Source organism: Staphylococcus sp. GDY8P120P (assembly GCF_017892065.1).
Lineage (GTDB): Bacteria > Bacillota > Bacilli > Staphylococcales > Staphylococcaceae > Staphylococcus > Staphylococcus nepalensis.
This window is the reverse complement of record NZ_JAESKI010000013.1, coordinates 35,049-51,010: the sequence shown is the minus strand read 5'-3', so window position 1 is coordinate 51,010 and position 15,962 is coordinate 35,049. Positions and strand designations below refer to the sequence as shown.

13 protein-coding genes are annotated in these 15,962 nt (G+C 35.2%); 10 read left to right on the top strand and 3 right to left on the bottom strand.

The window, feature by feature from the left end; translation table 11 throughout:
- The first annotated feature begins 28 nt into the window (after positions 1–28).
- From allE to KA900_RS09325, 8 genes are all read left to right on the top strand, one after another.
- Positions 29–817 carry a (S)-ureidoglycine aminohydrolase gene (allE, locus tag KA900_RS09360; protein ID WP_103372530.1) on the top strand — a complete coding sequence of 263 codons (789 nt, stop codon included), beginning with the start codon at positions 29–31 and terminating at the stop codon, positions 815–817.
- Positions 818–832: 15 nt separating this feature from the next.
- Positions 833–1,864 carry an ureidoglycolate dehydrogenase gene (allD, locus tag KA900_RS09355; RefSeq protein WP_096811009.1) on the top strand — a complete coding sequence of 344 codons (1,032 nt, stop codon included), beginning with the start codon at positions 833–835 and terminating at the stop codon, positions 1,862–1,864.
- Between the two features lie 155 nt (positions 1,865–2,019).
- Entirely contained in the window at positions 2,020–3,069 is a 1,050-nt protein-coding gene (gene allD / locus KA900_RS09350) for an ureidoglycolate dehydrogenase (protein ID WP_210139486.1), read from the top strand.
- A gap of 15 nt (positions 3,070–3,084) precedes the next feature.
- On the top strand, positions 3,085–4,845 hold the full coding sequence (locus KA900_RS09345; protein WP_207572982.1) for an acyl-CoA synthetase FdrA: 1,761 nt from the start codon (positions 3,085–3,087) through the stop codon (positions 4,843–4,845).
- A 1-nt stretch (position 4,846) separates the two neighbouring features.
- Positions 4,847–6,112, top strand: a complete 1,266-nt coding sequence (locus KA900_RS09340) for a YlbE family protein (RefSeq protein ID WP_096811006.1) — start codon at positions 4,847–4,849, stop codon at positions 6,110–6,112.
- The gene (locus KA900_RS14955; protein WP_096811005.1) at positions 6,109–6,879 is read left to right on the top strand and encodes an oxamate carbamoyltransferase subunit AllH family protein; all 771 of its coding nucleotides are present in this window, start codon (positions 6,109–6,111) and stop codon (positions 6,877–6,879) included. The genes KA900_RS09340 and KA900_RS14955 overlap by 4 nt, the downstream gene beginning before the upstream one ends.
- A 13-nt stretch (positions 6,880–6,892) precedes the next feature.
- Complete coding sequence (gene arcC / locus KA900_RS09330) at positions 6,893–7,840, top strand: carbamate kinase (RefSeq protein WP_096811004.1); 948 nt, start codon at positions 6,893–6,895, stop codon at positions 7,838–7,840.
- A gap of 108 nt (positions 7,841–7,948) precedes the next feature.
- Entirely contained in the window at positions 7,949–9,157 is a 1,209-nt protein-coding gene (locus KA900_RS09325) for a CynX/NimT family MFS transporter (protein WP_103373364.1), read from the top strand.
- Positions 9,158–9,272: 115 nt separating this feature from the next.
- Here KA900_RS09325 and KA900_RS09320 read toward each other — a convergent pair whose 3' ends face one another.
- Positions 9,273–10,499: a pyridoxal-phosphate-dependent aminotransferase family protein gene (locus tag KA900_RS09320; protein ID WP_096811002.1), complete on the bottom strand. Its 1,227-nt coding sequence runs from the start codon at positions 10,497–10,499 to the stop codon at positions 9,273–9,275.
- 505 nt (positions 10,500–11,004) lie between these two features.
- Between KA900_RS09320 and KA900_RS09315 the strand changes: the two genes are divergently transcribed.
- Complete coding sequence (locus KA900_RS09315; RefSeq protein ID WP_103373018.1) at positions 11,005–11,745, top strand: alpha/beta hydrolase; 741 nt, start codon at positions 11,005–11,007, stop codon at positions 11,743–11,745.
- A gap of 434 nt (positions 11,746–12,179) precedes the next feature.
- On the opposite strand, the gene KA900_RS09310 is transcribed toward KA900_RS09315, so the two are convergent.
- Both KA900_RS09310 and brnQ read right to left on the bottom strand, forming a co-directional pair.
- A complete protein-coding gene (locus KA900_RS09310) occupies positions 12,180–12,551 on the bottom strand; it encodes an iron chaperone (protein WP_096811000.1) in 372 nt (123 codons plus the stop codon).
- A gap of 319 nt (positions 12,552–12,870) precedes the next feature.
- The gene (gene brnQ, locus KA900_RS09305; RefSeq protein WP_096810999.1) at positions 12,871–14,175 is read right to left on the bottom strand and encodes a branched-chain amino acid transport system II carrier protein; all 1,305 of its coding nucleotides are present in this window, start codon (positions 14,173–14,175) and stop codon (positions 12,871–12,873) included.
- 293 nt (positions 14,176–14,468) lie between these two features.
- Between brnQ and KA900_RS09300 the strand changes: the two genes are divergently transcribed.
- The gene (locus KA900_RS09300; protein ID WP_210139483.1) at positions 14,469–15,797 is read left to right on the top strand and encodes a sodium-dependent transporter; all 1,329 of its coding nucleotides are present in this window, start codon (positions 14,469–14,471) and stop codon (positions 15,795–15,797) included.
- The last annotated feature ends 165 nt before the right edge of the window (positions 15,798–15,962 follow it).

The following is a 15,962-nucleotide window of genomic DNA, read 5'->3' as shown; positions in this document are numbered from 1 at the left end:
ACAGATAAAGAAAAGGAGCATTTTATTTATGGGTTATATCAATCATAATCAAGGTTATAGAGAAGGTTTATTAGAAACACGTTCAGTAATTAAAAAGGACAATTATGCAGTTATTACACCAGACGGTTTAGTAAATAACGTAGTACCTGGTTTTGAAGATTGCGACGTAACTATTTTAGGTTCACCAAGATTGGGTGCGCGCTTCGTAGATTACCTAGTAACATTAAAAAATCAAGGTGGTAACAGACAAGGATTTGGTGGTGACGGCGTTCAAACATTTATTTATGTTGAATATGGAAATATCAATGCATATGCAGACGATAAAAAATATGAACTAAGTGCAGGTGGTTATTTATACGTACCATCTCATCAAGTTATGACATTTGAAAACAGCAACCAAAACAACGACAGCCGTGTATTCTTATACAAAAAACGTTATCAACCATTAGAAGGTTATACACCAGAAGTTGTAACAGGTAACGTCAATGATATGGTTCAAGAACCATATGAAGGTATGGAAGAAGTGAAGATTCTTGATTTACTACCAAAAGAATTAGCATATGACATGAATATTCATATCTTATCATTTAAACCAGGTGCTTCACACGGCTACATCGAAACACACGTTCAAGAACATGGTGCTTACGTATTAAGTGGACGTGGCATGTACAACTTAGATAACGAATGGCAACCAGTTGATAAAGGTGATTACATCTTTATGGGCGCTTATGCACCACAAGCAACTTATGCTATTGGTTTAGACGAACCATTCGCTTACATCTATTCCAAAGATGCAAATAGAGATATAGAAATTTAAGGAAGGTTGTTAGTCATGGAAGAGGAAGCATTAGTATACGTCGAACGTGGTAAACTGCGCCAATTATTCAAAGAGAAACTAACACGTGCAGGTTTGCCTGACGCGCAAGCTGAAAAAACAGCGGACTTGATGATTTTTGCGGATGAAAGAGGCATTCATTCACATGGTTCCGTCCGAATGCAATATTATGCAGAACGTATTGCGAAAAAAGGTTATAACTTGGACCCAGATTTAAAATTCACTAAAACTGGTCCATCAGCAGGCACATATTTCGGCGATAATGCTGTAGGTCACTATGTTGCTTATGAAGCTATGGAAGAAGCCATTGGATTAGCAAAATCCAGCGGGATAGGTATGGTAGGTATCCAAGAAATGGGGCACAGTGGCGCAATCGGCTATTTTGCAGAACAAGCTGCAAAACAAGGTATGGTTGCATTAACTGTATGTCAGTCTGATCCAATGGTTGTGCCCTTTGGTGGTACAGAACCATATTTCGGTACGAATCCAATTGCTTTCGCCTCACCAAGAAAAAATGGCGAACCCATATTGTTTGATATGGCAACAACAGTGCAAGCATGGGGTAAAATATTAGATGCACGATCTAAACATAAATCAATACCGAATACCTGGGCAGTAGACAAACAAGGCGAGCCTACAACAGATCCATTCGAAGTAGCTGCGTTGTTACCTGTAGCTGGACCAAAAGGTTATGGTTTGATGATGATGGTAGATATCCTAGCAGGCACTTTACTAGGATTGCCATTTGGTAAGCATGTCACTTCAATGTATGAAGATTTAAGCCAATATCGTAGATTAGGACAATTTCATATCGTGATTAACCCAGCATATTTTGGTGACGAAACACAGTTTTTAACACAAGTTTCTGACATGGTAGATGAATTGCATGACATTGAACCTGCTAAAGGTTTTGATCAAGTATATTATCCAGGTGAGATTCAAGAAGAAGTTAAAAAACGTTATGCAGAGAGTGGCATTCCAGTTGCCCAAGACATTTATGATTATTTAATATCTGATGAGATATATTAGATAGGAATAAAAGAAGTGAACGAGATAATTTAATGTAATAAATGGTAACTTACGACATTTAGCATGGTGCGTCTTTAGTAACTTCTTTTTTTACTGCTTGAAAACACTTTGTTTATTAAAAAAATACACAATTTTTGTAATAAGGAGGTTGAAATATGCGCGTTTCTAAAAATGATTTATTCGATTTAATGAAAAATAAATTGGTTAAAGCGGGCTTAAATGAAGATGCTGCAAAAGATGTTGCAGATGTTTTAACTTTTGCAGATCACAGAGGTATTCACTCTCATGGTGCTGTTAGGGTGGAATATTATGCAGAACGTATCGCAAAAGGTGGTATTACTGCTAACCCGAACTACCAATTTGAACAAACTGGTCCTTCTACTGGTGTATTTGAAGGAGATAACGGTCCTGGACACCAAGCAGCAAAAGAGGCCATGGAGAAAGCGATAGAAATGGCTAAAGAAAACGGTGTAGCAGTTGTAGGTGTTAAACATATTTCACATAGTGGTGCGTTAGGTTATTTCGTTGAAATGGCATCTAATGCAAATATGGTTGGTTTAAGTATGTGTCAATCGGATCCAATGGTTGTACCGTTTGGTGGCACAGAACCTTATTTTGGTACGAACCCAATTGCATTTAGTGCACCATCTAACGATGATCGTATCATTACTTTTGATATGGCTACAACAGTTCAAGCGTGGGGCAAAGTGCTTGATGCTAGAGCCAAACACCAATCTATCCCAGATATATGGGCAGTTGATGCTAATGGTGAGCCAACAACAAACGCAAGAGACGTTCATGCGCTTGTACCGGTTGCTGGACCAAAAGGTTATGGTTTAATGATGATGGTGGATATCTTATCAGGTAGTTTACTTGGCGTACCACACGGTGTGCACGTTTCATCAATGTATAAAGATCTAACTAAAGGCCGTGACTTAGGACAGTTACACATCGTAATCAATCCTGCATTCTTTACAGATTTAGATCAATTTAAATCACGTATTTCAACAATGTTAGATGAGCTTAAAGCACAACCAGCAGCAGAAGGTTATGGAGAAATATTCTATCCTGGTGAGCGTGGTCGCTTACGTAGTGAGAAATATGATGAAACAGGCATTGAAATTGTGGATGAAATTTACGATTACTTAGTGTCAGAAGATGTGCACTTTGATCGTTACCACGGAAGAAACAGATTTGCAGAATAATAACGGAGGAATAGTATGTTATATACAATAATTAAAGAAAACACGTACCAAGATTCGATTGTATTAATGTTATTATCGAATAAATTATCTGCTATTGATGGCGTGAACCAAGTATCAATTATGATGGGAACGCCTGCGAATAAAGACATTTTTAGATCTTCAGGATTTGATACTGAAGCATTAGATAATGCTAAACCAAATGATATCGTTGTCATTGTAGATACAGATGATGAATCAAAAGTAGACGAAGTAAATGAACAAGTAGATGCTGAGCTAAAAGGCAAAGGCGACGACGAAGATAAATCTCAAAAACAAGATGAAGCTTCAAACTGGAACCGCGCTTTAGAATTAGCAAATAATCCAAACTTAGCATTAATTTCAATCCCAGGACAATACGCTGCAATGGAAGCTGAAACTGCTTTAAAAAACAATTTAAACGTATTTATGTTTAGTGATAATGTCGCTAAAGAAGACGAAGTACGCTTAAAACAAATGGCGCATGATAAAGGGTTATTAGTTATGGGACCTGACTGTGGTACAGGTATTATCCACAGTTTACCACTTGCATTCACTAACATCGTTAATGAAGGAGATATCGGCGTTATCGGTGCTTCTGGTACAGGTATTCAAGAAGTAACAACCATCATTGACCGTGAAGGTAAAGGTGTTACAAATGCAATTGGTACAGGTGGCCGGGACTTATCAACAGAAGTCGGCGCTATTACAATGCTAGATAGTATTAAAGCGTTAAATGCTGACCCTAAAGTTAAAGTCATTACTGTTATTTCTAAGCCGCCAGCTAAAGAAGTTGAAGAAAAAGTATTAAATATGTTACGTAACATTGAAAAACCAGTGGTTACATTATTCTTAGGTGCTAAACCAGCATTTACTGAAGAAAATATTTATCACGCTTATACACTAGAAGAAGCAGCACGTGTATCTGTTCAATTATCTAATGATGAAACGCCTCAATTTAATCCATCATTTAAAGCAGACCTTGATATTAGGTTTGCTGATAACCAAGATGGTATTAAAGGTTACTACTCAGGTGGCACGTTAGCATCAGAAGCTGCTATGTTAGTCAAAGATACATTAGGAGATGATTCAGGCGCAGAAACACCAGAAGGATTCTCTTATAAAGGTGGAAATCATGAAATCATTGACTTAGGTGATGATATTTATACGCAAGGTAGACCACACCCAATGATCGATCCTTCAAAACGTATTGAAATGTTAGAAACTTCATCAGATGACCCATCCACTGCTGTCATTATGTTAGATAACGTGATTGGTTACGGTAGTCATGATGATATGGCAAACGAACTTGCGCCTACAATCAAAGCGATTTTAGATAAAGTAAACGCTGAGGGCCGTTCATTGGCGGTACTTACTACAGTTGTAGGTACACAACATGATCATCAAGGTTATGATAGTCAAGTTAACACGTTAAAAGAAGCTGGCGCAATTGTTTGTGAAACAAACGACCAAATGGTTCGTACTGCACTTAATTTAGTAGGCAGCAGTGTTGAACAACCAATGTTAGAAACAAAATCATTTGAATCAGAACCAGTTGATTTAACTGTGGATGAAAAAATAATGAATTTAATCAACATGAAACCAAGCGTTATTAATATTGGACTGAAGAGCTTTACTGAAGCAATCCAAGCAAGCGATGCACCAGTCGTTCAATTTAATTGGCGCCCAATTGCTGGTGGGGATGAAAAATTAATGAAAGTACTTCAATTCTTAAACAATTATGAAGGAGAGACGGTATAAAATGGGTTACAAAACAATAGATGAAGCTAACCAAGCAGTCATTGACAAGATGATTGCAGCAGCGCCATTTTTAGTAGATGTAGTGCCTGCTAAATCTAAAATTCCTGAACTCAAAGAAAATGTATTATTACATGCTGGTCCACCAATTAAATATGAAAATATGACGGACCCAATGCAAGGTTCTTGTGTAGGTGCCATCCTTTTCGAAGGATGGGCTGACAATGAACAAGGTGCACGTAAGTTATTAGAAGAAGGACAGATTACTTTTATCCCATGCCACCATGTAAATACAGTTGGCCCAATGGGTGGTATTACTTCTGCTAATATGCCTGTACTTGTTGTTGAAAATAGAGAAACAGGTAATGAAGCGTATTGCCAAATGAACGAAGGTATTGGAGCGGTATTACGTTTTGGTGCTTACAATGAAACTGTAATCAATCGTCTTCACTGGATGAAAGATGTTTTAGGCCCAGTTTTAAGTAAAGCATTACACAAAATGGATGACGGTTTAAACGTAAACGTATTAATTGCTAAAGCTATTGCAATGGGTGATGAATTCCACCAACGTAATATTGCAGCTTCATTAGCATTCTTAAAAGAAGTGACGCCAATTATCTCGTCATTAGAAGATGTAGCAGCAGAAAAACGTACAGAAGTACTTCAATTCTTAGCAGATACAGACCAATTCTTCTTAAACGTAGCAATGGCTACAGGTAAAGCGATGATGGATGCAGCGCGTACAATCGAACATGGTACGGTTGTTACTGCTATGTGTCGTAACGGGGAAAACTTTGGTATTCGTATCGCTGGTATGGGTGACGAATGGTTCACTGCGCCAGTAAACACGCCTCACGGATTATTCTTTACAGGTTATTCTGCCGAAGATGCAAACACTGATATTGGTGACTCTGCAATTACTGAAACAATCGGTGTTGGTGGTATGGCAATGATCGCTGCGCCAGCAGTAACTCGCTTTGTTGGTACTGGTGGCTTTGACGACGCTTTAGACATCAGTAACGAAATGACTGAAATTTGCATCGGTGAAAACCCTAACTTTGCAATCCCTACATGGAATTTTAGAGGGGCATGTTTAGGCATTGATGCCCGTAAAGTTGTGGAAACAGGTATCACACCGGTTATTAATACAGGTATCGCTCATAAAATTGCTGGATATGGACAAATTGGTGCAGGTACAGTTCACCCACCAATTGAATGTTTTGAAAAAGCAATTACTGCATACGCAGAGAAATTAGGCTTTAAAGCGTGATTTTTCGCGCAACTGCTATAGGCGATATTGCCAAGGAAATATTAGAAAATCGAAAGACATTTTATGTGCACAGTATTTTTAAAAAAGGCTTCAATATTGTAAATGATGCGCAAGAGCTTATATTTATAGGTACTGATGAAAACGGTATGTTTCCATTCGGTATATTAGTGGACCAACAAACGAAACACAGTTTGCTTAATGAAATTAAATTAAACCAACAACTCACAATAGGTCCTAACACGATTCATATAAGTAAAACATGCCAACTCGTTTGGCATGTTGCATCATTGCCATTTAAAGACCTCGTTGACAGTGTAAACACTGATAACCTTAAAGCAAATTTATCGACATATGATTTTACGATGTATGATGATGGTGACTTTGACCGCCAAACAATGAGCCGAATCATGTACGCATTAGAATATGAAGATGTTGAAACTATAGAACAATATTACCGCTATCTAATTGGTAGAGGAGAGGGATTAACGCCTTCTGGTGATGACATCCTAACTGGTATGTTGTTTATTCATTTTACCAATCCGTATATTAGAAAACCAAATTTAGAAAAATTAAAACAACTACTTAACGAATCATTAACGACGCTAGTAGGAGAAACTTTTTTAAAATGTGCACAAAAAGGATTATTCAGTTCAAAAATATCAAAGTTACAACATGAACCGTCACTGGAAAACATTGATCGACTGCTAAAAGTAGGCTCGTCATCAGGAAGAGACACAGTTTATGGCATGTTCGTAGCATTAACTTGAAGGAGTGAAACGTATGAGTAAGCGTGTTGTACTTGCTCTAGGTGGTAACGCAATTTTACAACCTAAACAAGAAGCGTCATACGAAAATCAATATAACAATGTGTATGCTGCTACACGTAAAATGGCAGAATTGAAAAAAATTGGACATAATGTTGTCATTACACATGGTAATGGGCCACAAGTTGGCAATATTATCGCTCAAAATGAAGCGGCAAAAGACATTGTCGACCCGCTTCCAATCAACGCTTGTAATGCTGAATCACAAGGTTTTATTGGTTATATGATGGAAGAAGCATTAAAAAACCATTTACATGCATTAGACATTCAAAGTGATGTTGTAACATTATTGACAATGGTAGAAGTAGATAAAGACGATAAAGCATTTGAAAATCCAACTAAACCTATCGGCGTATTTTTTGACGAAGTTGAAGCAAAACGTTTAGAAGAAGTGCATGGTTTTGTAATGGTAGAAGATGCTGGTAGAGGATACCGTCGTGTTGTTCCATCGCCAGAACCACTTGTAATCCACGGTGTAAACCAAATTAAAGCACTCATTGACCAAGCTATCGTTATTTCATCTGGTGGCGGTGGTATACCAGTTTACCGTGATGAAGAAGGAAGCATTCAAGGCGTTGAAGCGGTTATCGATAAAGACCGTTCTGGTTTGAAACTTGCGCAACAAGTTGATGCAGATACATTCATGATGTTAACTGATGTATCAAATGTTTGTGTGAACTTTGGTAAACCAAATGAAGAAAAATTAGAAACAATTTCAGTAGATGAAGCGAAAGCTTATGTCGCTGAAGGGCAATTCCCTGCAGGAAGTATGCTACCTAAGATTGAAGCTGCAATTCAATTTGCTGAAATGGGCAAAGAAGCGATTATTTGTTCATTAGATGATGCAATTGAAGCGTTGGAAGGTAAAGCAGGTACACGTATTTTATTAAATGCAAATCAATAATTGATTAGCTAATTATAAAACTGATACATGCGAATCGTTCAAATGATCTTCATTTGATCGGTTCGTTGTATTATTATATTAAAAGATTTTGAAGAAAGGTGGTATAAGATGACTGAACCCTATCGTATACATAGAATTAAAGAAAATTGGGGCGTAATTTTAGCAATCGTATTTATTGCTTCTACATTACGTGCGCCACTCACATCAGTAGGGCCTGTAGTTGATGAGATTAAGCATGTAATGGAAATTAATAACAGTGTTGCTGGCATCTTAACTACTATACCGCTAATTATTTTTGCTGTTGTTTCTCCATTAGTATCGCGAGTAACAGCACGCTTAACCATGTCTCGTACAATTCTTTATTCTACGATATTATTAATCATTGGATTATATTTACGTGTAGCGGGTGATTTCACGTTATTCATTATTGGTACATTGGTTTTAGGTATTGCTATTGCATTTGGTAATGTGGTATTACCAAGTTATGTAAAATGGTACTTCCCAATGCAAATTGGAGTCGCTACAGGTATTTACAGTGGGACGATGAATTTTACGGCTGGGTTAGGCGGTGGATTAAGTTTCCCACTATCTCAGTCACCACTTGGCTTTAGATTATCATTATCGTTTTGGATTATTCTTGCGATTATTGCAATTATCTTATGGATACCAAAAGCACGAAGTGGTGCTAAATTAGAAAAACAAACCATTGACGAAACACAATGGAAACAGCACAAAAAGATAAATATCGCTAAATCTAAATTAGCTTGGATGGTTGCTTTAACGATGGGGTTCCAATCTATGGTATTTTATACTGTTGTTGCATGGGTGCCATCTATACTTGTCGATAGAGGACTCGATCCATCGACAGCTGGGTATTTATTAATGCTCAACCAATTCTCACAAGTACCTATGACATTCACGTTTCCAATCATAGCATCTAAATTGAAAGACCAACGTATTTTAGTTGTGATTATTACTATTTTATTCTTGGTTGGTTTTGGCTTGTTCTTTACGCAATCATTAGTATTACTTATTATTGGTATTATTATTGCAGGTTTAGCTATGGGCGCATGCTTCAGTTTATGTATGACGTTCTTTTCTATACGTGCGCGAACAAGTGATGGGAGTATCTCTTTATCAGGATTTGGTCAATCAGTGGGTTATTTAATTGCTGCAGTAGGGCCATTCTTAATCGGATATTTACATGATTTTACAGGAAGTTGGGTGTCAGGCATTATTGCGCTGCTGTTAATGGCAGTACTATTCTTTATCTTTGGTTACCCAGCAGCTAAAAATAGAGTTGTAGAAGATGAATAATCAAATTAAGAACGAAATTGAAATATAACGATATAAGATAAAGGTACAACCCCATTCATACGAGCATGAGGTTGTACCTTTTATTTATGCTGAAACTTATAAGTTAAATCTGTGTTTAAACTTCATTGCTGTCATAATAATTAACTAAAGTTTTAATAGCATCTGCTATATTTAAATGTTTGATATTCTCTTGTGAAAGCAGGTAAGCTGCAAAAGCAGATAGAAATGTTAAAATATTTTGTTTTTGTACGGCATATCCCATGATACCAATTCTCCAAATCTTACCTTGTAAATCGCCAAATGATCCTGCAATTTCTATGCCGTAATTTTTTAATAATCCATTTCTGAATGGCGCATCCTCTACACCTTCTGGAATATTTACACATATAACCATTTTCATTTCATTAGATTCATCGCCATAAATTTCTAAACCTAAAGCTTTTAGCGCTGCTTTTAATCCTTCTTGATGGAATGCGTGGCGTTGTGCGCGTGCTTCAATACCTTCTGACAATGCTAATTTCAAACCAGTATACAGTGCGTATATAGAAGTTGTGGACTCAGTATGGTGGTTTAGACGTTTCGGGCTCCAATAATCTTGTAATTGTGTTAAATCTAAGTAATTGCTTCGGATAAAGTGGTCTTGCTCTGTTGTTTCAGTAGAACGTATGCCAAGTTCTACACGTTTGCGTTCATTAATAGCATCGCTGAATCTATCATTAAAGGTAATCGGGGTGATACCTGAAGGGATAGATAAACATTTTTGTGCGCCGCCAATAACAGCATCTAGTTCCCAGTCGTCTACAGGAATAACCATGCCTTGATAGGTTGCGACAGCATCTACAACGGAATATATGCCTCTTTCTTTACATGCACGACCAATTTGGTCAATAGGTTGTAATCTACCGGTAGATGTTTCACCATGTACGATAGCAAGCACTTTGGGCTTATATTGGTCTAAGGCTTCAATGATTTCCGATTGATCAAAGACTTCACCCATTGGTTTGTGTATATTATGTACTTTGCCGCCTGCGCGTGTAACGAGTTCAGTAAATAAATAACCGAAGCGTCCAATTACAGGTACTAAGACTTCATCACCAGGTTTAACGATACTTGAAATCACAGCTTCTAAACCAGCTCGACTTGTACCATCAATTGGAAATGACCACTGGTTTTTAGTTAAAAATGATTTACGGATTAGTTCCATCGTTTGATTCATAATGTCTACAAACTCATAGTCAAATTGACCTAAAATAGAATTTGACATTGCTTGTGAAACACGGGGGTCTACGCTTACTGGACCTGGTGTCATAATTAATCGTTTGTTGATTTTCAAATCATCCATATTTATTACCTCATTTTCTATAAATTACGTCATTATATATTATACTGTATTAGAAGTATAATATATTCGTCAAAATTGATAATTATTTAACAATAATTTGTCAGAATATTACAAAAACAATATTTGGATTATCTGCTTTTATTTAAAATAGGCTTTATGATGATATTGAGTATTGAACTATTTTTATAATTTTAAAAACTTTATGAATGATTGAAAAACAATAAATAAAATTGTACACTATAAAAGCATGTCCTTGGCATGCAAAACAAACTATGGGTTTCTGTGAGCATGTTCTCGGGCATGTTTCCAGACTTCCTCATAGATGCAAGCTACTTTTTTTTAGAGAGTGGCTTGTATTTTTGTTTGAAAATACATAAAAACCGAACCGTTTGATAAGATGGATAATTACGAAATCATTTTATTTAATCTAGTAAATCTATTGCTTTGTATAGTGAAACTATTTCTATTACAATTATAATAATTTTAAAAGTTGGAGTGACAATTGATGATAAACGTTAAAGAACCTAATTCAATTTATTTGGAGGATACATCTTCTGAGCATGCAGTATTATTATTACATTCCTTTACGGGTACTGTAAGAGACGTAAAGTTGTTGGCTACAAAATTAAATAAAGCCGGCTTTACATGTTATGTGCCTTCTTATAAGGGACATGGACTGATGCTTGAATCATTAATGGCATATGATGCGACTGATTGGTGGCAAGATGCGCTAGATGGTTATCATTTTTTACAAGAAAAAGGTTATTCAAATATCAGCGTCTGCGGTATATCTTTAGGTGGCATACTATCTCTAAAATTGGCGGAAGAAAAAAAGATTGACTCAATTGTAGTGATGTCTACGCCATTTAGTAAAGACGACGCTGGCCTCATTGGTAGACTTGAATATTATGGTACGCGCATGGGCAATTTGGTTGGTTTATCTCATGAAGCAATCCAACAACAAATTGAAAAAATAGATGATTACGCACAGGGATTAGACAAATTTAAAGCATTAGTAGATCAAGCCATGGCAAATTTAAATGATATATCAGCACCTATTGCTATAAAATATGGGGAACAAGATGAAGATGCTTACGAAACAAGCGCGAATTATATTTATAGGCAAATCGCACATAAAGATAAAGAAATTCAAGGTTATGCTACATGTAAACATTTAATGACATACGGCGAAGGCCATCTTGAAGTAGAACAAGATATTATCGCCTTTTTTGAAGACTATACTTAAAGAAATTGCTAAGGCATTGTAAAAAGCCAGTACGAATCCACACACCCATATGATATAGGATATCGGCGGTAGATGAGTAGAATGAAAATGACAGTCTCACTTTTAAGCGCTACTTCTAAAGTACTACTTCCTCATTTATGAAGATTAGTAGCACTTACGCATGAGGTTAGCTCATGCAATCTTATGAACATCCTTATAAAGAAATTGTGTCATAAACCCGTTTCTGCTTGAATATGGATACTGATCATAGATGGCTAGGATGAAAATATTTTGTATTCTTTTTTCTAGCCATTTTCGGTTGATCGAGTAGAAAATCTTTAAAGCAAAATAAGTGTCTGAGCAACACACTGTTATTTAAGTTTTTAATTTCATTATAGATAAAATAGATTAACGATTTGAATATAGCTCAAGTTGTTAACCGTTTTAACAGAATATCACGATCTCCAAAAAGTAGTACAATCTGCTTTGTCTTCAATATTGAATTGAATGATAGACTTTAATAATGAATAATCAACATCTTGAGACCATTTAATACGGAATAAATTATTAGTTTGCGAATAAGCAGACGCATCAATTTGTTTTGTGAACTTAGCTATTGCTTTAGCTTCTGGTGCTACTGAAAAATGTTGTTTTGATTTACTGAAAGCGATGATAAACGTACCGTGGTGTGTAAACATAGGCTGGTGCCATTTTACAGTGGTTTCAAGTTTAGGAAACGTTTCGGAAACCCAGTTGAATATGTCTTCCATAGTTGCTTTTTGTTTGTCATTTTCCAGTGATTGTAAGAAATCATTAAATTCAGTCATAAAAAACGCTCCATTCTTAATTATTGATTTTTAGCACATGGCTTAATCATACTATACCAATGTTGCATAAATATATCGATTCAGAGAATAAATAGACAAAATGAAATAACAGATAGTCAGTATAAATTTATTTATATTAAGTTTTCAATTCACCCTACTAATGTAGGATCGCGGTATCTTTTTGGAAAATATAAACTTATCTTCTTTCTTCAACAATTTAAATAAAAAAAACACTTTCGTATAGGCGCATTGTTAATGTAAATGCTACGAAAGTGTTTTTTAAATCCTATTATGATAGGTCGTTTATTTGTACCTTAGTTTAAGTAGTTGCTGTATTTGATTTATTTGTAACATAATCGATGATCAAACCAATAATGAGTAATATAATAAATGGTACTAACCAAGCTAATTGAATATCAGCTAATGGTAAGTGCATGTATAGCACGTTAAGCAATTTAAATAAATTAAAATCATTTAGTATTTGCAATAAAGAAATGATCAATGTTGCAATAGTTGGTATGATAAAGCTATATTTCATTTCAAATGGTATAAAGATACTTAACAGTGAAATGAGCACTAACACGATAGACGTTGGATAGATAAATGTTAGTAAAGGCACAGCAATTTCTAAAATAAGCTCTAAACCTAATGTTGATACAAGAAAGCCTAATAATGAAAAAATGAGTACAAATACTTTATAAGAAATTTTTGGTAATTTTTTCATAGCGAAAGCAGAACAAGCATTTACAAGCCCGATACACGTTGTTAAACAAGCTAAGATTACAATCACGCCGAAAATTAAGTTGCCGAAAGTGCCAAACACACGTAAAGAGTTAAAAGTTAAAATATCCGTGCCATCTTTAAAGCCAGCTTGATCTGTTGTTGCACCTACATAAGCTAATGCGAAATAAATGATTAATAACAAAATCGCAGAAATAAAACCAGCTTTAACTACATTTTTAACAAGTAATTTTTGGTTATTGACGCCGTTCAATTTAAAGCTTTGAACAATCACGACAGAAAAGGCTAATGCCGCAACGAGATCCATTGTGAAATACCCTTCTAAAACACCAGAAATAAGAGGCGTTTGAGCGAAATCACCGCCAGATTCACCAATTGAGCCCTCAGGATTAATGATGACTAAAATACATAAAATCGCAATAATACAAATTAAAATAGGTGTCAGGTACTTACCTAAATTGTCTATAATACGGTTTGGGTATAGCGCGATTAAATAAACAATTAAGAAAAAGACTGCTGAAAATATAATTAAAGTAAATTGGTTATGTACCGGCAAAACGTTTCTTGTCCCGATTTCATAAGCGACATTTGCGGCACGTGGAATACCGTATAAAGCGCCAATAGATGCATAAATACAAATAGCAAAAATAGTGCCAAATAAAGGATGTACTTTATTACCAATACTTTCAACACCGCCATTCATATAAGCAACGACAATAACAGTTAAATATGGTAATAGAATACCAGTAATTGAAAATCCTATCATTGCAACCCACATATTTTCTTGAGCTGTATATCCTAACATAGGTGGAAATATGAGATTTCCGGCGCCAAAGAAAAATGAGAATAACATAAGACCAGAAATCAGTATGAGTCTATTCATTTTTAATACCTCTATTATTTATATAATTAATTGTTGCAAAACATACATTAATATAACATAAAAGTTATACGAATTCAATGAAATTTCAGAAAATTAAACACTTGAAATTGGTCAGCATAGCTGTGTTTAAGTATTTATATTAAATACTTAAACCTTGTCATATCATATGATAAAGAGGACATAGCATAATTACCTATTGAGCTCAATTCAAAAAAATGTTATAGTAGTTCCTATGTTACATAAACGCTTTAACGTGATAAAGTTTAATGAAAAAATAAAGGATGTATGGACTTATGCATAATGAATCACAATGGAAGTCTTCGATGGGCTTCATATTAGCGAGTGCGGGCTCTGGTATAGGATTAGGTGCAATGTGGAAATTCCCATATATGGCAGGTATATATGGGGGCGGCGCATTTTTATTAATGTTTTTAATATTTACATTGTTTGTGGGTCTTCCATTATTAATGATGGAGTTTACAGTAGGTAAAATAGGCAAAACCTATACAACTAAAATTTATGAAAAATTAACAAATAAAAAATGGTTGAATATTATTGGTTGGAACGGTAATTTGGCTGTATTTATATTATTTGGATTTTATAGTGTTATCGGCGGTTGGATTATCATTTATATTTTCAATGTGGCGCTTCAAATATTGTCATTGAACGCAGGCCAATTAGGACAAATTCAATTTGAATCGATTATTAGCAACCCATGGTTAACAATCGTTGGTCAAGGCATATTTATTTTATTAACGATGATTATCGTCATGATGGGTGTAGAAAAAGGATTAGAGAAGGCATCCAAATTTATGATGCCATTATTATTTATCTTTTTAGTTATCATAGTAACTAAGTCTTTATCTCTTGAGGGTTCATTTGAAGGATTGAAATATATATTACAACCACGTGTAGAAGACATATCCATTGAGGGCATCTTATTTGCACTTGGTCAATCATTCTTTACACTTTCCTTAGGAACAACAGGGATGATCACCTATGCTAGCTATGCGTCCAAGGAAATGACAATTAAAACATCGGCTATCTCGATAGTAGCGATGAATATTCTTGTTTCGATACTAGCTGGTTTAGCTATATTCCCTGCGATTTCAGCTTTTGGTTATAGTCCAACTGAAGGTCCGGGTTTATTATTTAAAGTATTGCCAAAAGTGTTTGATCAAATGGCATATGGTCAAGGATTTTATTTAATCTTTTTAATATTATTCTTATTTGCAGCATTGACGTCTTCGATTTCATTACTTGAACTCAATGTCTCAAACTTTACGAAAAATGATAATTCAAAACGTAAACCTGTGGCATTTTATACGAGTTTGCTTGTTTTTATCATCAGTATTCCAGCGACATTATCATTTGGAAGTTTGAGCCATATCAAGTTTGCTGCAGGAACTATTTTTGATAATATGGACTTTCTTGTTTCTAATATTTTAATGCCTTTAGGTGCGTTAGGCACTACGCTTGTGGTAGGTCAATTATTAAATAAACAAGAGTTAAAAGCACACTTTGGAAATGATAGATTTAAATTATTTATACCATGGTATTATTTAATTAAATTTATTTTACCAATTGTAATTATATTAATATTTGTTGTGCAATTTATATAGAAATAAACCCGTGCGAACGTCCCCGTTTATTAAGTATTCATGGAATGTGATCTGCTTAGTAGAAGGGGGCGTTTTATTTGATAAAATGTCAAATCAGCGCAAAATATATGTTTAGCATTTATATTGTTGACTATATTTTGTGGTTTTATTATAATTTAATCAAAT